This window comes from Haloprofundus salinisoli, assembly GCF_020097815.1.
In the GTDB taxonomy this organism is placed as follows: Archaea; Halobacteriota; Halobacteria; order Halobacteriales; family Haloferacaceae; genus Haloprofundus; species Haloprofundus salinisoli.
The window spans coordinates 648,780-666,365 of the sequence record NZ_CP083663.1 but is presented as its reverse complement, the minus strand read 5'-3'; the positions used below and the strand labels follow the sequence as shown (position 1 = coordinate 666,365).

General features: G+C 66.0%; 22 protein-coding genes. 11 read left to right on the top strand and 11 right to left on the bottom strand.

Features of this window, described 5'->3' with window-relative positions:
- The first annotated feature begins 1 nt into the window (after position 1).
- Together LAQ73_RS03575 and LAQ73_RS03570 are read left to right on the top strand one after the other, a co-directional pair.
- Positions 2-289: a DUF5789 family protein gene (locus LAQ73_RS03575; protein ID WP_224269879.1), complete on the top strand. Its 288-nt coding sequence runs from the start codon at positions 2-4 to the stop codon at positions 287-289.
- Between the two features lie 48 nt (positions 290-337).
- On the top strand, positions 338-787 hold the full coding sequence (locus LAQ73_RS03570; RefSeq protein WP_224269878.1) for a DUF302 domain-containing protein: 450 nt from the start codon (positions 338-340) through the stop codon (positions 785-787).
- 3 nt (positions 788-790) lie between these two features.
- Here LAQ73_RS03570 and LAQ73_RS03565 read toward each other — a convergent pair whose 3' ends face one another.
- From LAQ73_RS03565 to LAQ73_RS03555, 3 genes are all read right to left on the bottom strand, one after another.
- The gene (locus tag LAQ73_RS03565) at positions 791-964 is read right to left on the bottom strand and encodes a hypothetical protein (protein WP_224269877.1); all 174 of its coding nucleotides are present in this window, start codon (positions 962-964) and stop codon (positions 791-793) included.
- Between the two features lie 39 nt (positions 965-1,003).
- Positions 1,004-2,302: a DNA repair protein NreA gene (gene nreA / locus LAQ73_RS03560; protein ID WP_224269876.1), complete on the bottom strand. Its 1,299-nt coding sequence runs from the start codon at positions 2,300-2,302 to the stop codon at positions 1,004-1,006.
- Between the two features lie 225 nt (positions 2,303-2,527).
- On the bottom strand, positions 2,528-3,499 hold the full coding sequence (locus tag LAQ73_RS03555; RefSeq protein WP_224269875.1) for a transcription initiation factor IIB: 972 nt from the start codon (positions 3,497-3,499) through the stop codon (positions 2,528-2,530).
- A 150-nt stretch (positions 3,500-3,649) separates the two neighbouring features.
- On the opposite strand from LAQ73_RS03555, the gene rnhA reads away from it, so the two are divergent.
- The gene (rnhA, locus tag LAQ73_RS03550) at positions 3,650-4,243 is read left to right on the top strand and encodes a ribonuclease HI (RefSeq protein WP_224269874.1); all 594 of its coding nucleotides are present in this window, start codon (positions 3,650-3,652) and stop codon (positions 4,241-4,243) included.
- On the top strand, positions 4,236-4,802 hold the full coding sequence (locus LAQ73_RS03545; RefSeq protein WP_224269873.1) for a DUF7108 family protein: 567 nt from the start codon (positions 4,236-4,238) through the stop codon (positions 4,800-4,802). Before rnhA ends, LAQ73_RS03545 begins: the two co-directional genes overlap by 8 nt.
- On the opposite strand, the gene LAQ73_RS03540 is transcribed toward LAQ73_RS03545, so the two are convergent.
- Positions 4,783-5,139 carry a PadR family transcriptional regulator gene (locus LAQ73_RS03540; RefSeq protein ID WP_224269872.1) on the bottom strand — a complete coding sequence of 119 codons (357 nt, stop codon included), beginning with the start codon at positions 5,137-5,139 and terminating at the stop codon, positions 4,783-4,785. The two genes, LAQ73_RS03545 and LAQ73_RS03540, sit on opposite strands and share 20 nt — an antisense overlap.
- Positions 5,140-5,455: 316 nt before the next feature.
- On the opposite strand from LAQ73_RS03540, the gene LAQ73_RS03535 reads away from it, so the two are divergent.
- The 4 genes from LAQ73_RS03535 to LAQ73_RS03520 all read left to right on the top strand — a co-directional run bounded on the left by LAQ73_RS03535 (position 5,456) and on the right by LAQ73_RS03520 (position 9,020).
- Positions 5,456-5,989 carry an inorganic diphosphatase gene (locus tag LAQ73_RS03535; RefSeq protein WP_224269871.1) on the top strand — a complete coding sequence of 178 codons (534 nt, stop codon included), beginning with the start codon at positions 5,456-5,458 and terminating at the stop codon, positions 5,987-5,989.
- Between the two features lie 423 nt (positions 5,990-6,412).
- Positions 6,413-7,348, top strand: a complete 936-nt coding sequence (locus tag LAQ73_RS03530) for a rhomboid family intramembrane serine protease (protein ID WP_224269870.1) — start codon at positions 6,413-6,415, stop codon at positions 7,346-7,348.
- A gap of 3 nt (positions 7,349-7,351) precedes the next feature.
- On the top strand, positions 7,352-8,122 hold the full coding sequence (locus tag LAQ73_RS03525) for an endonuclease V (RefSeq protein ID WP_224269869.1): 771 nt from the start codon (positions 7,352-7,354) through the stop codon (positions 8,120-8,122).
- A 67-nt stretch (positions 8,123-8,189) separates the two neighbouring features.
- The gene (locus tag LAQ73_RS03520; RefSeq protein WP_224269868.1) at positions 8,190-9,020 is read left to right on the top strand and encodes an SDR family oxidoreductase; all 831 of its coding nucleotides are present in this window, start codon (positions 8,190-8,192) and stop codon (positions 9,018-9,020) included.
- Between the two features lie 24 nt (positions 9,021-9,044).
- Here LAQ73_RS03520 and LAQ73_RS03515 read toward each other — a convergent pair whose 3' ends face one another.
- Positions 9,045-10,286, bottom strand: a complete 1,242-nt coding sequence (locus LAQ73_RS03515) for an ArsA family ATPase (RefSeq protein ID WP_224269867.1) — start codon at positions 10,284-10,286, stop codon at positions 9,045-9,047.
- A 91-nt stretch (positions 10,287-10,377) separates the two neighbouring features.
- Positions 10,378-11,475: a pyridoxal phosphate-dependent aminotransferase gene (locus LAQ73_RS03510; protein ID WP_224269866.1), complete on the bottom strand. Its 1,098-nt coding sequence runs from the start codon at positions 11,473-11,475 to the stop codon at positions 10,378-10,380.
- Between the two features lie 112 nt (positions 11,476-11,587).
- Between LAQ73_RS03510 and LAQ73_RS03505 the strand changes: the two genes are divergently transcribed.
- Complete coding sequence (locus LAQ73_RS03505; protein WP_224269865.1) at positions 11,588-12,100, top strand: CinA family protein; 513 nt, start codon at positions 11,588-11,590, stop codon at positions 12,098-12,100.
- A 68-nt stretch (positions 12,101-12,168) separates the two neighbouring features.
- Entirely contained in the window at positions 12,169-12,657 is a 489-nt protein-coding gene (locus LAQ73_RS03500; RefSeq protein ID WP_224269864.1) for a metal-dependent hydrolase, read from the top strand.
- A gap of 20 nt (positions 12,658-12,677) precedes the next feature.
- Here LAQ73_RS03500 and LAQ73_RS03495 read toward each other — a convergent pair whose 3' ends face one another.
- Positions 12,678-13,412 (bottom strand): PHP-associated domain-containing protein, encoded by a 735-nt coding sequence (locus tag LAQ73_RS03495; protein ID WP_224270711.1) that lies wholly within the window; start codon positions 13,410-13,412, stop codon positions 12,678-12,680.
- A 124-nt stretch (positions 13,413-13,536) separates the two neighbouring features.
- Between LAQ73_RS03495 and LAQ73_RS03490 the strand changes: the two genes are divergently transcribed.
- On the top strand, positions 13,537-13,860 hold the full coding sequence (locus LAQ73_RS03490; protein WP_224269863.1) for a DUF7565 family protein: 324 nt from the start codon (positions 13,537-13,539) through the stop codon (positions 13,858-13,860).
- Positions 13,861-14,127: 267 nt separating this feature from the next.
- On the opposite strand, the gene LAQ73_RS03485 is transcribed toward LAQ73_RS03490, so the two are convergent.
- The 4 genes from LAQ73_RS03485 to LAQ73_RS03470 form a co-directional block, all read right to left on the bottom strand.
- Positions 14,128-14,565, bottom strand: a complete 438-nt coding sequence (locus LAQ73_RS03485; protein ID WP_224269862.1) for a transcription elongation factor Spt5 — start codon at positions 14,563-14,565, stop codon at positions 14,128-14,130.
- A 1-nt stretch (position 14,566) separates the two neighbouring features.
- The gene (locus tag LAQ73_RS03480) at positions 14,567-14,740 is read right to left on the bottom strand and encodes a protein translocase SEC61 complex subunit gamma (RefSeq protein WP_224269861.1); all 174 of its coding nucleotides are present in this window, start codon (positions 14,738-14,740) and stop codon (positions 14,567-14,569) included.
- A gap of 128 nt (positions 14,741-14,868) precedes the next feature.
- Entirely contained in the window at positions 14,869-16,017 is a 1,149-nt protein-coding gene (gene ftsZ / locus LAQ73_RS03475) for a cell division protein FtsZ (RefSeq protein WP_224269860.1), read from the bottom strand.
- Between the two features lie 147 nt (positions 16,018-16,164).
- The gene (locus LAQ73_RS03470) at positions 16,165-17,529 is read right to left on the bottom strand and encodes a D-aminoacyl-tRNA deacylase (RefSeq protein ID WP_224269859.1); all 1,365 of its coding nucleotides are present in this window, start codon (positions 17,527-17,529) and stop codon (positions 16,165-16,167) included.
- Positions 17,530-17,586 lie beyond the last annotated feature (57 nt).

Here is a 17,586-nt window from a genome sequence, read left to right as displayed (position 1 = left end):
TATGGCTGACGACGATGCCGAAGACGAGGGGCCAGTCGTCGAACTCGGCGACGGCGAGCCGGTCGACGGCGCACCGCTGGCGCAGGTCGCGTCCCGACTGACCTGGCCGCAGCAGGCGAGCAGCATCCGACAGAAAGAGGGCGACGCCGTCGTCCGGACGCCGAGCGGCCCGCAGACGCTCTCGGACGTCCTCGACCGCGTCGACGAGACGTACTTCGACACGCGGCAGACGTTCGTCCACGAGATCCGCGCCGTCGCCGGCGACGGTCCGGTCGAGACGTCGAACTGAACGGCGACGACCACCCCGCTTTTTGCGTCGACGCGCCAACCGTGAGCTATGGCGCTCCCAATCGACCCGTCGGCGCTCGACGCCGGCGACATCGGCGAGAAACGCGCGACGCTCCACATGGAACACGAGGAGGCCGTCGAGCACGTCCGAGAGACGTTTCTCGACGCGGGGTTCGGCATCCCGGCGGAGTTCTCTCCGTCAGAGTTGCTCAACGAGAAGGTCGACGCCGACCGCGACCCCTACTACGTACTCGGCGCGTGCAACCCGGCTATCGCCGACCGGGTACTCGACGCCTCCGACGGCAAAATCGGCGCGCTGTTCCCCTGTAACGTCGTCGTCTGGGAGGAGGAACCGGACGTCCAGACGGTGTACCACGTGAGTATCATGCGCATCGCCCGCCTGACGGGTATCGCGCCCGACGACGAGGAGATGGCCGATGTCGTCGCCGAGACCGGCGAGTTGGTCGACGAGGCGTACGCGAATCTCGACACGGCGTAGTCGCTACGGTCGATTGTCGGTGGCGATTCGCTCTAACGAGTCGGCCATCGACGCAGTGTCCTTGCGGATTTTGTGCAACAAGTACAGCGCGATGATCGGAACGAGCGCCATCAAGAGGTAGAAGACGCCGAAGATGGCGAAAACCGCACCGCCGGGGAGCAGTTGTAGCACGAGCATTGTTTCGACTTCCTCAGCGAACTTACAAGTAATTTCCCGTCAGTCGTCGCCCGGCGTCCCGACGCCGAAGTCCGCGAGATTCGTCTGCAAGCCCGCGACCATCGCGGATTTTCGCCGGAGCTCCGCCATCGACACCGGGAGCACGTTCGCCACTTCCCGAACGGCGTCGGCGAACGTCTCGCTCTCGCCGTGTTGGCCCTCGAAGGCGTGGCGCACCGACTCGCGGACCTGCCAGACGCCGACCGGTCCCCAGTAGTCGTCGGAGACGTGCCGGAGGACGAGCACCTTCGCCTGACGCCCGATGGTCGAGAGATGTTCGAGCACGCCGAGTCTCGCGGCGTAGTACGCGCCCGCCGTCTCGTCGACGTACTGCGTTCGGCCCTCGAACCCTTCGCGGTCGCTTGCGACCCACATCCCCGACTCGGGGTCGGGGTTCCAGATGCTCCCCGGTGCCTTCATCTCGACCAGTTCGTACTCCCACTGTCCGGGCGCGAGAATCACCCAGAACGCGTTGCCGAGATACTCGTTGCGCCACACCTGCACGGTGTCGACGCTCGGGGCGTCGTGAATCGTTCCGCGGAGATACTGACCCACGGTGTCGTCGACCGCGGTGATGGACCACCGCGTCGGGACGAGTCTGCGACTCGCGGACTCGCCGAGCGCCCCCGCCGAGAGCACCGTGTTGATGTCGTAGACGTCGAGGCCGCGGCGGTAGAGGTAGGTCATCGCCCCCTGCGCTTGCCAGTCGTCGTCTTCGAGCGTCTTCTTCACTGGGCGTGGAACGTGTGGGTTCTCGGCTAAGTCGGCCGACTGCGCTCGGGCGCGGGGTCCCGTCGGCGTCGCCACGTCGTTTCGGCCGACGTCGAAGTCGAGGTCCGGGCGGCCGTCGAGGCCGATTTCGACCGACACCGGTCGGTCGGCGATGGCGACCTCTCGCTGGACGCCGAGGAAGCCGTCCCAGACGTCGTGGACGTTCGCCTCCGCGCCCACCTTCACCCCGGTGGACTGATTCGAGTTCAGCAAACTCGTCCGACGCTGGAACACGTCCTCGATGCCGACGCCCTCGTCGTACCACGCGCCGCTGGTCTCGAAGGAGGCGGCGTCCTCTTCGAAGCCCACGGGAGAGAGAATGCCCGTCGAGACGTTCGGGTAGTTCGCGCGGCCGACGAAGATCGAGGGCGAGACGCTCCCGAACAGCGAATCACCCTGCACCCGCTCGTCGAACCGGTGTTGGAAGGATTCGAGGTGGTCGACGATGGCGTAGGACTTCTCCATCGCCAGACGCCGTCGCTCGGCGCGTTCGTTCTCCTCGAACTCGATGTAGTCGTCGAGCCGCATCGACTACGATAGCCGCGCAGCGGGTAAGAAGCTTCGGCATGAGCTTCCGGCGGCGATTGCGAGGACTGCGAGCAGGCGATTCGAGCGAGTTCGCGGCGGTCCGGGAGACGACTTCGGTCGTCGACGACCGCCTTCCACGACGACCGTCGAATCGCACAGCCGCGTCCGGTCGTCGGGCGCGAGTCAGTGCACGCGACGGGGTTGTTCCGTCCTCGTATCTAACGCTTAGCTCGGAATCCCCATCGCCTCGATCTGTTCCTGGTATCGGTTGCGGATGGTGACCTCGGTCACCTGCGCGACGTCGGCGACCTCGCGCTGAGTCTTCTTCTCGTTGCAGAGCAGCGACGCCGCGTAGATCGCCGCCGCCGCGTATCCGGTCGGCGATTTCCCCGAGAGGAGACCCTGCGCCGCCGTCTCGTCGATTATCTCGTTCGCCTTGTTCTGAACTTCCTCAGTGAGGTCGAGCGCGGAGGCGAAGCGCGGGACGTACTGCTTTGGGTCGACCGGTTCGAGTTCGAGACTGAGTTCCTGAGAGACGTAGCGATACGTTCGACCGATCTCCTTTCGTTCGACGCGCGAGACCTCCGAGACCTCTTCGAGACTCCGAGGAATCCCCTCCTGTCGGCAGGCGGCGTACAGCGCACTGGTCGAGACGCCCTCGATGGAGCGCCCGCGGATGAGGTCCTCCTTGAGCGCGCGGCGGTAGATGACCGACGCGACTTCCCGAACGGAACGGGGAACACCGAGCGCCGACGACATGCGGTCAATCTCGCTGAGCGCGAACTGCAGGTTACGCTCGCCGGCGTCCTTGGTTCGGATGCGCTCCTGCCACTTGCGCAGGCGGTGCATCTGACTGCGTTTCTCCGAGGAGAGCGAGCGTCCGTAGGCGTCTTTGTCCTTCCAGTCGATGGTCGTCGTCAACCCCTTGTCGTGCATCGTCTCGGTGATGGGCGCGCCGACGCGGGACTTCGACTGGCGTTCGGAGTGGTTGAACGCCCGCCACTCCGGCCCCCGGTCGATGTTCTGCTCTTCGACGACCAACCCCGTCTCCTCGTGGATGAGTTCGCCGTCGGCCGTCCGGACGAGGTCGTCGGGGTCGATGTCGTCGAGTTCGTCTACGTCGGCCTCCTCGTCGGCCGACTGTTTACCACGTGCTCGTCGCGGCTCGCGCCGTCGCTCACGAGAGGGTCTTGCCATCCTGTTTATATAATAGTATGCTGGAAGTTGTTAAAATCTGGGTCGGCGAAGAGGACTGCCGTGCGCGGCGAGCATCGACGGTGAAACGAGCGAACCGTGAGGTCGACGAAAGACGAATCGCCTTTCAATCGAGCGCCCGCATCTCCGTCGATGCCGACTATCGAGTGCGACGCCGACGTGGCCCGAGAGCGACTGGAGGCCGCCGGCGTCGACGTCTCTCCGGGGAACACCGACCACGAGCGGTGGCGCGCGACCCGCGGGGACGCCGTCGCCGTCGCCTACGACAGCAAAGTCGTCGTCCAGGGTGGAAATCCGACCGACCTCACGCTCCTGCTCCGGGAGGGCGGTGGGCGCGGCCACGTCTACTTCGACGGCGCGAGTCGCGGCAACCCCGGCCCGGCGGCCATCGGGTGGGCTATCGTCACGAGCGACGGAATCGTCGCCGAGGGCTCCGAACGGATCGGCGAGACGACGAACAACCGCGCGGAGTACGAGGCGCTCATCGCGGCGTTGGAGGCGGCCCGCAGCTACGGGCTCGCGGAGGCAGACGTGCGCGGCGACTCCCAACTCGTCGTCAAGCAGGTCCGCGGCGAGTGGAAGACGAACGACCCGGGGCTGCGCGAACGACGCGTGAAGGCGAACGAACTGCTGATGGCGTTCGACCGGTGGACGCTCGAACACGTGCCGCGAGAGATAAACGAACGCGCCGACAACTTGGCCAACGAGGCGCTCGACGATGGCTGAACTTCCCGACGACGTCCGAGCGACGGCGGAGCGACTGACTCGGCTCGCACGCGACGCGGTAGACCCGAACGAGGCCGAGGCGTACCGAGAGCGGCGCGACGCGTCGCTCGCCGACCACGGGTACACCGCCCGTTACAGAGAGGCCGACGACACGCTCGTCCTGTACCCTGAAGAGTGGCTAGACGAGGAGGGAACCGTCGTTCTCGACCGAATCGACGACACCGACCGAGCGGTAGAGCGCTCGCTCTCGGGCACCGGCGAGGAGGACGAGTGGGAGGCCGTCGAGAAACACAACTCCGAGTTGGTCGCGGCCGTCGAGGCGGAGGCGGGGGCCGCCCACGCCGCGAACGCGCGCGCGTTCGCCGATTTCATGGGCAACCACTACGTCCGGCGCGTCGAGACGGCGGGCACGCGGGAGCTACAGGAGTTTCTCACGGAGTACTATCCGCGCAACTCCTGGCCGAGTGAGGCGCAAAAAACGGTGGTTCGTGAGTCGCTCGAACTGCTGTTCGAGCAGGCCGGAGAGCCGTTCCCCGGTGTTACTCGTACGTCTCGATAACGCTGCGCACTTCGTCTGCCCGGCTTTCGTCCGTGACGAACTTCGAGAGCATCCAGTCGAGACGGTCCAGCACGGCCGAGTGCCCGGTCTCGGTCAGTTCGTACTGGTTCGTCCGCTTGTCGAGCTCGCTCTTCTCGACGAGGTCCATCTCGACGAGGTCGTCGAGGTTGGGGTAGAGACGCCCGTGGTTGACTTCGGTGCCGTAGTACGACTCGAGTTCGCGCTTGATGGCGAGGCCGTACATGGGTTCCTCGGCGAGAATGACGAGGATGTTCTGTTGGAACGCGGTCAGGTCTCGTGCGCTGCCGGAGTCGCTGATTGTTTGTGCCTCTGACATACGTATTAAAATGTCATCTTACTATTTAACGCTTCTCAACTCAACGTTTGTTTCTGTTAAGGGCTGCCGAACACCCGCGCTATGGTGCCGTTTCGAACTCGCCGACACCTGTCGGAAATCGTTTGTTTGGTGCCGACAAGCGTACCTTTTCGGACGTGTTCTCGTCAGGCGTTCGGTTCGAACTGTCGTGTCGTTCCCAGGACCACTATCTCGGGACAGACGAAAGAAGTTTGTGGCCGAATCCTCAGACGGCGTGTGAATACAGCCCACACATGTCCCGAAAACCATTTCCCTCGCTTAGCGGATATACGGACGCATGACGAATCTCTGGGAAGACCTCGAAACGGGACCCAACGCACCGGAAGTCATCTACGCAGTCGTCGAGTGTCTGAAAGGCGAACGCAACAAGTACGAGTACGAAAAGGACATCCCCGGCGTCGTTCTCGACCGGGTGCTGCACTCGAACGTCCACTACCCGAGCGACTACGGCTTCATCCCGCAGTCGTACTACGACGACGAGGACCCCTTCGACGTGCTGGTGCTCGTCGAGGACGCGACGTTCCCCGGATGCGTCATCGAGGCCCGCCCCGTCGCCCTGATGAAGATGGACGACGACGGCGAACAGGACGACAAGGTCATCGCCGTGCCCACCGAAGACCCCCGGTTCGACCACATCGACGACCTCGAAGATATCCCCCAACAGAAGCTCAACGAGATTGACGAGTTCTTCAAGACGTACAAGAACCTGGAGAAAGGCAAGCAGGTCGAGACGCTCGGCTGGGAGGACAAGCAGGCCGCGATGGACGCCATCGAACACGCTCAGGAGCTCTACAACGAACAGTTCGGCTGAACAAACGACCCGCCCTTTTCGACCGGTTCTTTCGGACTGCACGCCGCCATCCGACCGAACTCCACGTCGTACTCTCCCCGACTCCCCCCGAATATTCGCCGGGCGCATCCCGCACCCGCCCCGCGATAAATTATGCGCATGGGTAATCTTTTGTGCTCCCGACGGCTACGTCCGGTCGAGATGGCAGCGAAACAACCGCGGCTCGGCGTCGACCACGTGACCGTCGTTCCGACCAACTTCGAGGGCCCCGGGGAGTCCGACTCCGCGGACGGCGAGGACGCCGAAGCGACCGAGTGAAGCCCTGCGTCGCCCGTCGGCCCGAGCGGTCGGTCTGTACTTGCAAGCCGAGGTACGTCGACGTCTGGCCTCTCCGTTCGCACGAGAGGCGAACCCCTTTTAGGACCCCCCGACTACGGAGTCACAATGGCAGAATGTCACGAGTGCGGCGAGTACGAGAGCTTGCCGTACCAGTGTCGGCGCTGCGGCAACGCCTTCTGCGCCGAACATCGCCTCCCCGAGAACCACGACTGCCCCGGAATGGGTGAGTGGGACGACCCGAGCGGAGTGTTCGAGAGCAACTTCGACGACAGCGTCCGGACGGGCGGACGGTCCGAGGGGTTCCTCGACCGTTTGACCGGCACCGGCGGTCCGCTGGGCTACTTCCGCGGGAACATGACCTACGTGTTCCTCGGGCTGATGTGGCTCACGTTTATCTCCGAGTACATCGTCGGCTACCTCCTTACAGGTGGTCTTCCGCCGAACGGGGCCGGGGTCACCTTCTACGGGGCCGTCAACGAGACGTGGCGGAGCATCTTCCTTCTGACCTCCGAGAACCCCGAGTACGTCTGGACGTGGTTCACCTCCATCCTCGCGCACGGCGGGTTCTTCCACATCGCGGCCAACAGCCTCGTGCTGTACTTCTTCGGCCCGCTGGTCGAACGCTACCTCGGCGCGAAACGCTTCACGCTCCTGTTCTTCGCCAGCGGCGCAATCGCCGGACTGGCGCAGATCGGCACCGCGCTCGCCACCGGCGAGACGTCGGCGGTGCTCGGTGCGAGCGGCGCGGCGATGGCGGTTCTCGGACTGCTCACCGTCGTCAACCCCGACCTCCGCGTGATGCTGTTGATTCCGCCGATCCCGCTGCCCATCTGGGCGCTGACCGGCTTTTACGTCCTCTTCGACCTGACGGGCGCTATCACGCCGATCTTCGGCGGCGGCATCGCCCACTACGCCCACCTGGCCGGCCTCTTCGTCGGCCTCCTCGTCGGCCAGTACGTCAAAGGCCAGCAACAGATACCGAACCGCCTCAACTTCGGCGGCGGCGGTGGCGGAATGGGGGGCGGCCGTCGCCGCTACTGAGCGATGATGCCCGACCGACCCGAGTTCGTCCCCGACCCGACGCTCTCCCGCGAGGCGATGGAGGAGCTCCAGCGAGACATCGCCGCCGCGGCCCGCTTCGAAGACGAGTTCGAGTTCGACCCGGCGGCGGTCTCGACGGCGGAGTCGACGCTCGTCCCGCGGGACGACCGACCGCTCGTCGCCGGCGTCGACCAGGCGTTTCTGGACGAGGAAGCCGTCAGCGCCGTCGTCGTCGCCCGCGGTACCGAGATAGTCGAGCGCGCCTACGCGGTCACCGACCTCTCGATTCCGTACGTTCCGGGCATGCTGTCGTTCCGCGAAGGCGGTCCGATTCTCGACGCGTTCGAGAATTTGGAGACCGACCCGGACCTCGTCGTCTTCGACGGCAGCGGACGCATCCACTTCCGGCAGGCCGGGTTGGCGACGCACATGGGCGTCGTCCTCGACGTGCCGAGCGTCGGCGTCGCCAAGGGGCTGCTCTGCGGGACGCCGCGCGAAAGCGTCGAGGAGCGACCCGAAGGCTGGCGGACTCCTATCGAAGCGAACAGTCGCGTCGACGCTCCCGACGGGACGGTCATCGGCTACGCCTTCCAGTCGCGGCAGTACGCGTCGAGTCGTAAGATAAATCCGCTGTACGTCAGCCCCGGCCACCGCGTCTCCGCGGAGACGACGGTCGATTTAGTCGAACGACTCTGCGGCGGCTACAAGCTCCCGGAGCCGACGCGGCTGGCCGACGCCTACGCCGACGAGGTCAAGCGCGAGTACCGCGAGTGAGCCTTCGACTCGGTCGCCCGCCCGCCGAACGCCGTACAGTTAACTATCCCGGCGATGACGTTTCGGTGTGAAACCAGAGACTGTCCTCATCACTGGCTGTTCATCCGGTATCGGTCGCGCCACCGCCCGGGCTTTCCTCGCGGAGGACTGGGTGGTGTACGCGACGGCGCGCAACCCTGCCGACATCCAGCAGCTCGGCGAAGAGGGGTGTGAACTCGCAACGCTCGACGTGACCGACCAAGACGACGTCGACCGCGTCGTCGACCGCATCGTCGACGAACAGGGGGCGATCCACTGTCTCGTCAACAACGCGGGCTACGGGCAGTTCGGTCCCATCGAAGACGTCCCCACCGAGGCGGTCGAAAAACAGTTCGGCGTCAACGTGTTCGGACCCCACCGCCTCATCCGCGCCGTGCTCCCGCACATGCGAGCGGAGGGCGACGGCACCATCGTCAACGTCACCAGCGTCGCCGGCCGCGTCTCGTTCCCCGGCGGCGGCGTCTACGCGGGGTCGAAGTTCGCGCTCGAAGCGATGACCGACGCGCTCCGCGCCGAAGTAGACGAGTACGGTATCGACGCGGTTCTCGTCGAGCCCGGGCCGGTCGAGACGCAGTTCACAGAGCGCGCCGACGACGAAGTCGAAAACGGAATGGAGCGCTCGGGCGCGTACGAATCGATCTACAAACTGTTCGAGGACACGCAGGCGCTCGGCGGCGACGGTCCCGGCGCGGTCTCCTCCCGGCGCGTCGCCGACGACATCGTCAACGCCGCCAGCGCGACGAAACCGGCGGCGCGCTACCCGGTCGGCATCGTCGCCGAGATCGGCTCGTTCGCTCGGTTCCTCCCCGACGGTATCCGGGACAGTCTCTTCGCCCTCGCACGGAAACTCGGGTCGTAGATACGAGCGCGGACCTGTTTCGATTCAGGCCAGACACGCCGCGACGACCCGCAAGGCATCCTCACCGCGAACCTCGTCGGCGAGCAGCGGCACCCGCTTCACGTCGCGGCCGCGGAACAGTTCGGTCGCCCGGCGGAGCGAACGCTGTTGGACCTGCCAGCGACGCTGACAGAACTCGCAGTGTTCGGGGTCGGGCGCGACCGTCCACTCGGGGTCGATGCCCGTCACGTCGCTCGGGTCCTCCATCACGCGGTTGACGACGAGCGTCCGGACCGGAATCCGGAACTCGTCGAGGCGAGCGACGAGGCGCTCGGACTCGACGACGCTCATCTCCTCGGGAATCATCACGACCCGGAAATCCGTTCGCTCGGGGTCCCGAAGCACGGCGCGGAGCCGTTTAATTCGTTCTTTCGCTTCTTCGAGTTGCTCCATCCCCGACGGGCCGGGGTCGGCACCGCCGAACATCCCCTTGAGGTTCTCCATCATCCCGCGCATCCGCTCGCGGAAACTGACGAGACGGCCGACCATCGAATCGAGCATCTCCGGCAGCTGCAGCAGTCGAAGCGTGTGCCCGGTCGGCGCGGTGTCGACGACGACCCGGTCGAACCGCGGGTCGTCCATGTGTTCGAGCAGCTGCCGCATCGCCGCCATCTCGTCCGCACCGGGCATCGTCCCGTCGAGGAGCGGGTGGCCGCCCTCGCCGTCGTCGCCGCCGAAGGGGTTCTCGTCGCCGCCGAAGTGGTTCTCGTCGCCGCCGAAGGGGTTGTTCGCGTCACCTCCACCGCCCGCGCCGCCGGGGCCGCCAGCGCCGCCCATTCCACCCATGCCACCCATCCCGCCGAACACGTCGCCCATCCCGCCCATTCCGCCGAACGCGTCGCCGCCCTCGCCGAACAATCCTTCGTCCATCGCGGCGTCGGGGTCGATCTCAGCGGCGAACAGGGGAATGTCCTCACGGATGCGCGTCGGTTCCGCGGGAATCTCGCCGCCGAGGGTGTCCGACAGCGAGTGGGCGGGGTCGGTGGAGACGACGAGTGTCGTCGTCCCCTCGGCGGCGCTCCGCAGCGCCGTCGCCGCCGCCATCGTCGTCTTGCCGACACCGCCCTTGCCGCCGTAGAGGACGAACTCCGCGGCGTCGACCTCGCCCGGGAGCTCCGAGAGGTCGTCGGTCGCCTCGACTTCCACGTCTATCGACGCCGCGTCGTCTCCATCTGCTCCCTCGGAGTCGTCGACGGCGTCGACGGGTTCCACGTCGAGATTTGCCATACCTCCCATCGCGTCCGAGCGCTTGTGTACCCGTCGGTCCAGTCGTCGTGCGGGCGTCAGAATACGGAGGTGTTCGGCGCGGAGCGAACGCTCAGAAGTAATCGGCCAACCGATTCGCCGCCTCCTGCGCCCGCGGCGTGACGAGCGCGAACCGAATCCACTCGTCGCGAGCGGGGCCGAACGCCTCGCCGGGCATCCCGGCGACGCCCGCCTCGTCGATGAGGCGCTCGACGTTCGCCATCGTCCCCGGGAAGCCGTCGAAGCGCGCGAGCACGTAGAAGGCGCCCTCCGGTCGGGTGTAGTCGGCCCCGGCGGCGTCGAGCGCGTCCGTGAACGCGGCGATGCGGTCGTGGAGCATCGCCCGCGTCTCCTCGTAGTACGAGGGGTCCGTCTCGCGGAGCGCTCGCAAGACGGCGTACTGCGCGGGGTTGCTCCCGGCGACGTTGACGAGCATGTGTCGGGTCTTCGCGGCGTCGACGAGCGCCTCCGGGAAGACGGCGTAGCCCACGCGGAACCCGGTGATGGCCATCGACTTCGAGAACGCGCTGGTGACGATGCGGTTCTCGGAGTCGATGGTGAGCGCGCTCTCGAACTCACCGGTGTAGTCGAAGTGGTCGTACACCTCGTCGGCGACCAGCAGCGCGTCCACCTCCTCTGCGAGCGCGACGAGCCCCTCCATCGTCTCTCGGCTGTAGACGACGCCAGTGGGGTTGTTCGGCGTGTTCGCGACGATGAGCGCCGTCTCCTCCGTCGCCGCCTCGCGCATTGCCGCCACGTCCACCTCGCCGCCCTCGGCGACGGGGACGAGCGTCACGTCGCCGCCGAGCATCTGCGCCTTGCCGGGGTAGTACGGGTACACCGGGTCGGTGAGTAAGACGCCGTTGCCCGCGTCGCGCTCCAGCGCCCGCGCCATCGCCAGGTAGTTCGCTTCGCCCGCGCCGTTCGTGACGACGACCTGCGAGGGGTCGACGTTGCGGCGGTCGGCTATCTCGCCGCGCAGTTCGCTGAGGCCGGCGCTCGGGCCGTATTGGAACGCGTCGGCGTCCGCGTCGGCGAACTCGCAGAGGCCGTCTCGCAGCGCCTCGGGGGCGTCCCAGTCGGGGTTGCCGCTCACCATGTCGACGACGTCGCGGTCAGCGGCCGCCGCGTAGCGCATCACCCGGAAGAACAGCGGTTCCTCGTAGTCCATGGTACGGCGTCGGACGGCGGGTAGTTGCCTCTTTCGCCCCCGGTAGACGAGGGAGGGCGACTCCGAAGGGAATCGAGAGAGGCTTTTGGGACCCGACTCCGTACCCCCGCCCATGCGAGAACACGCCGACGACCCGTCGGTCGAAGAACGCCTCGGCGACGCGCTCCGAGAACGCGGCGACACCGTCGCCGTCGCCGAGTCCTGCACGGGCGGCCTCATCGGGTCGCTCTTCACCGACGTACCGGGGTCGAGCGATTACTTCGACCGCTCGGTCGTCACCTACTCCTACGACGCCAAGCGCGACCTGCTGGCTGTCTCTCGGGAGTCGCTGGACGACCACGGCGCGGTGAGCGACGCCGTCGCCCGCGAGATGGCCCAAGGCGTCAGAGACACCGCGGACACGACCTGGGGCCTCGCAGCGACGGGTATCGCCGGACCCGGCGGCGGCAGCGACGACAAACCCGTCGGGACGGTGTATATCGGATTGGCTTACGCCGCCGAGTGGGGAAGCGGCGAGTCCTACGTGAAATCGACGCGCCGCGAGTTCGACGGCGCGCGACTCGACGTGAAAGAGCAGTTCGCGCGGGCGGCGATGGAGACGCTGGAAGACGCGTTGGTCGACTGAGGCCGGGACCTCGCGCCGCCGGCAGGTGGAAACGTTTGTATCCGTTCGGTTCGACGGACCGTCGTCGGATGAACAAGAAAGGTCACGTGTTGAACGCCGCCCTCCTCAGCATCGGCCTCGGCTACGTGCTCGAACCGTCCGGTGACGTGCCGACGTTCGTCGCCATCGCCGAGCTCTCCGTCCCGCTCGTTCTCGGCGCGCTGTTTCCCGACGTGGACACCGCGTTCGGCAAACACCGAAAGACGCTACACAACCTCCCGATCCTCGGCATCTTCGTCGCGTTCCCGATTCTCTTCGACAACCTCCACTTCGTCTGGGTCGGCATCCTCACCCACTACGTGCTCGACCTGTTCGGCAGCAGGCGGGGGTTGGCGTTCTTCTACCCTCACGAGAAGGAGTACAGCCTCCCGTTCGGCGTCACCACGTCGAGCAAGTGGGCCGACCTCGTGACGGTGCTCATCACGCTCGCGGAGGTCGCGCTGTTCGCGGCGATTCACTACTTCGTCGTGCCGCTAAACGGCGGCCTCAACGAGATTGTCGCGTTGGTCGGCTTCTGAGGGAGCCGGACCCGTGCCGGTCAGTAGACGGCGACGTCGTCGAATCGACCCTCGTAGACGAGCTGACGCGGGTGCGTCGGTTCGGTGCCGGAGAGGAGAAGACGGTCTACCTTCCCCCACGTGTTCTCGTAGCCAAGATGCGCGAACTCGGCGAGGTTTCTGAACCGGTGCCGGAGTCCGTGTCGGCGGTCGACGCGGCGCGACGTGCCCCCGCGGAGCGCCGTCACGAGGTCCGCTTCGGAGTCGATCCGCCGGTCGAACTCGGTCCAGACCTCGCCGACGTTGCCTCGCAGGTGCGCGTACGACGACCCGAACGCCGGTCTGTCGAACTCGTCGGCGATGCGCGAAGCCCGGCGGTTCTGGTAGTGAAAGCACTTCCCGTTGTACGTCTCGACGGCGTGGAGTTCGTCGCGGAACGCCGAGATCTCGGCGCGACCGAGGCTGACGTTCAACAGCGCCGGGTGCGGCACGAGCACGGCCGCCTCCTGTCGGCGACACTCCGCGAGCGCGCCTTCGATGGTGATGAAGTCCGGAATCGGGTCCGAGAGGCCGATGGCGAGGAGGTGTTTCCGGTCGCTCCACGGGCCGGTGAACAGTTCGCGGGCGGGGACGACGAGCAACTCGTCGTCGGAGAATCGGTCGGCGCGGGCGCGAATCGTCGGGAGGCGCGTGAAGTGCGGCGCGTAGACGAGTACGTCGACGCCGCGGCGCTTCGCTCGGGCGACGACGCGTTCGTCCAAGCACTTGACGTGCATGTCGATTCGCGTCCGTTCGCTTCCACTCACAGTCTCCCTCTCGAGAGTACTCAATTAGGGGTTGCTATTCGACGACGCCGGGCGAGGGAAAACGGTTTTATTAGTTCCCTACATGTCGGCGGATATGTCGCTTTGGACGTGTGGTGTCGCAGGCTGTAACGCGCGGTTCGAAGACGCCGAATCCGCCGTCGTCCACCAGACAAACGACCACGAACGCACCGAATGCAAAGTCTGCGGCGCTATCGTCCCCGAAGGCTACTTCGCTATCCGTCACGCGTTCGACGAGCACTCCCGCGCCGAGTACATCCGCGCGTACAACGCCGACTCCGCGGCCGTTCGGATGCGCGAGGGCATCCAAGCGGCCATCGAGGAGGAAGCGGACCTCCAGCGAATCATCGAACAGGTGGACGCCGGCGGACGCGCGGAGTCGGAAGCGGACACCGAGTAAGCGGTTCCGAACCCCAGATTACGGCTGGCCGACTGCGTAGCGTGTCTACTTCGGTTCGGCGAGACGGGTCACTGCGACGCGCATCCTTCTGTCTCACCGCCGACGAAGAACCACCGCTGACAGGTGGCTGAGCGGATTTCGTCAGAGCAGAACTACGGTCCGTTTCGGTCTCGCGGCTTCGCCGCCGTTCGCACGGTCTGAGGAACGATCGTTCCTCACTATTCTCCTGAGCGAGCAGCGCGAGCGAAGCAGAGCACGAAGAGCGCGTTAGCGTTCTTCGGAGTCGAGCACGCGAATCTGGTCGCCGCGCACCGTCACCGGGATCGGGACCGTCGCCTCGTACAGTTCGACGGTCACCTGGTCTTTGGCCTCGTCGATACGCTGGACGCGAGCTTTCTCGCCCTTGAACGGGCCGGCGATGAGTTCGACGATGTCGCCCTCGGCGATACCTTCGACGTCGGGCGTCGGCGAGAGGAAGTGTTCGACTTCGGCGAGACTCGAATTACCCGGGACGATGCTTCGAGCGTGGGGAATTTCGTCCATCAGGCGCTCGAGCACTGCCGTGTTGTCGGCTTCGACCATCACGTAACTCGTCAGCGAGTCAGGGGCGATGACGGCGTGTATCTCGGACTCCTCCTTCGAGGCGAGCATGTCGGCGACCGTCCGCTCCTGTCTCGCCGTCGTCTTCACGGCGAAGATTCCCATCTCACATGCCTCCGGGGATGAAGCTCATCACCGCGAAGATGATGAAGCCGAGGAAGCCGACGAGGAAGATCCCGATGCCGGCGATTTTTGCAATCTGGCTGAACTCGTCCCACTCGGGCGTGCTCGCCATCTTCAGTACCCGCACGTAGCTCGCGATATCGTATTTTACGTCCATGTTGTCACCGATAGACCGTGATGCCTTTTCTATCTATTGAATACACGGCGGCCTGCCTCGCGGCGTCCGCCGTCCTCTCCCGAGGGTTCGACGTCCGTTCGTCGAATCCTCGGCGTTCGACGCCGCGATTACTCGACGAAGTCGATGTCTTCGGTTCGCTGCGGCTGTTGGGGCTGCTGGCTCTGCTGGCTCTGCGGTTCGTCCGAACGGCCGTAGATCTGCGGCGAGTCGACGCCCGTGACGACGATCATCGTCCGCATCTGGCCTTCGAGTTCCTCGTCGATAGAGGTCCCCCAGATGATGCGCGCGTCGGGGTCGATGCGGTCGTAGATCTCCTCGACGACGCCCTCGGCCTCCTCGATGCTCATGTCGGAACCGCCGGTGACGTTGACGAGCGCGGAGTTCGCCCCGGAGATGTCGACGTCGAGAAGCGGCGAGCGCAGCGCCGACTTCACGGAGTCTTGGGCCTTCTGCTCGGAGTCGGACTCGCCGAGACCGATCATCGCGACGCCGCCCTTCTCCATGACGGTGCGGACGTCGGCGAAGTCGAGGTTGACGAGGCCGGGTTTCGTGATGAGTTCCGTGATGCCCTTGACCGAGCGCATCAGCACCTCGTCGCTCACCTTGAACGCCTGACGAACCGGCAGTTTGCCGACGGCGTCGAGCAGGCGGTCGTTCGGGACGACGATGACCGTGTCGGCGACGTCGCGGAGTCGTTCGAGACCCGCCTCGGCGTTCGTCCGTCGGACCTCGCCCTCTGCGGTGAACGGCGTCGTGACGATGGCGATGGTGAGCGCGCCGGACTCGCGGGCCGCCTTGGCGACGACGGGTGCGGAACCGGTGCCGGTGCCGCCGCCGAGACCGGCGGTAACGAACACCATGTCCGACCCCTCGATAGCGTCGTGAATCTCCTGCTGGCTCTCGATGGCGGCCTCCTCGCCGACCTGCGGGAGCGACCCGGCCCCGCGGCCCTGGGTCTTCTCCTGGCCCATCAGGATCTTCGTGTCCGCGGAGGTGTCGACGAGGTGCTGAACGTCCGTGTTGGCGGCGACGAGACTCGCGCCGTGGATGCCCTCTTCGGCCATGCGGTTGACCGTGTTCCCACCGGCTCCGCCGCAGCCGACGACGGTGATGTTCGTCTGGAGGTCTTTCAGGATGTCCTGCAGTTCGTCGTCCGTCATCGTCCCCGAACGTTTCGGTTCGGCGTCGAATCCCTCGCCGCCGGTCCCACCCGACTGTTCGGCCTCGTCTATTGCTTCATCGACGATCGAGTCCATATTTATGGGCAAAGCTTACTGAGCGGCCTTAATTATCTTTTCCCCCTCGCGTCGGACGGTCGTCTGACGATTTTTCCAGGCGGGTAACCACCGATTTATCCGGACAGATAGCCGACTGGTTAGCTCGTCGGAAACCCGTCTGGCGGTTTAGTACGAGAACGTGACCGTCCGGTCGACGTGTACGGCCTCCGGGTCGATTCGTTCGCCCCCGTGTTCGACCGCTCGGCCCGCCGCGAGTTTGCCGAACGCCGGGCCCTCGGAGATGCCGAGCGTCTTCGCGCGTTCGGGGTCGAACGCGCTCTCGCTGGCGCGGACGACGCGGTCGCTCTCGTCGCGTTCGACTTCGTCGTACTTCGCTTCGAGAATCGCCGCCAGCGCGTCGACGAGCGCATCGTAGTCGTCCCCGTCCGCGACGGCGAGACGACCGACGGCGCGCGTGCCGCTCTGTTGGGTCTCGAAGGCGACGGCGTGTTCGACGACCGCCTCGCGTACCGCCTCGGCGTCGACGCCCTGCGCTTCGGCGAGCAACTCGGCGGGGAACTCGGTCACCGAAACGTCCGTCGAGTGCTCGACCCGTCGACTGCCGAAGCGGAGACCCCCCTCGACTGTCGACAGCTCCTCTTCGAGCGCTGAGACGACCGACAGAGGTCGGTCGCAGACCTCCCGAAGCCACGTCTCGCTCACGACGGAGTGGCCCAGTTCGTCGAGGATGGCTTCGAGTTCGGGGTGCTCGCCGTCGACGAGCGCGAACTCGGCGTCGCTCCGCTCGAACGCCTGTTCGAGCACGTCGCGGTTCGCCTCGGGCGCGCCCATCGCGTCCAGCTGCCAGTCCGCGCCGACGTGGCCGACGGCCCACTCGGTCTCGCGGACGACGCGGCCGAACCGCGGGGCGTAGTGCCCGCCGCCGAAGCCGACGACGTGGCGGTTCGGGTCGTCCCCGGGGCTTTCGAGGCTCGCCGCCGCGTCGCGGAGGTCGAGAATCGCTTCGGCCACCGCGCGAGCGGCCTCGGTGTCCTCCCACTGCGGGTCGCCGCTGCCGAGTTCGACGAACATCGACGGGAACAAGAGGTCCGTGGGGCCGTGGTGGGTCGCCTCGACGCCGACCTCGTAGCCCTCCGGTGCGTGTTCCGCGAGCGCGCTCACGACGGTTTTCTGCGCACCCGGACAGGCACGGGCGAGCTCTCGGTCGTCGCCGCCGTACTTCTCGGGGCCGAAGTTACCGGTGAAGTGGGCGGTGAGAAGCGGTCCCGTCTCGCCGGAGTGACGGGAGGCGAAGACGAGCAGGTCGGGCTCAGTGCCGGCGTCGACGAACGCCGCCGCGGGGTCGTCGAGGTAGATGTGGAGCGCTTCGAACGTCCGGAGCTCGAAGCCCGGCGTGCGGTAGACGGTGCCGCCGCCCTCGGCGTCCGGGCGGGTGTCGTCTGCGTGTTCCTCCCAGTCGGCGAGTTCGAGCAGGTGCTCGCCGATGTGTTCCGATGCGTAGTCGGCCCGGCTGACGACGATGGCAATCACTGGCGAGTCGTAGGCGAGGCGACTGTAAAACGAGTCGGGATTCGGTTCGCGGTCGAG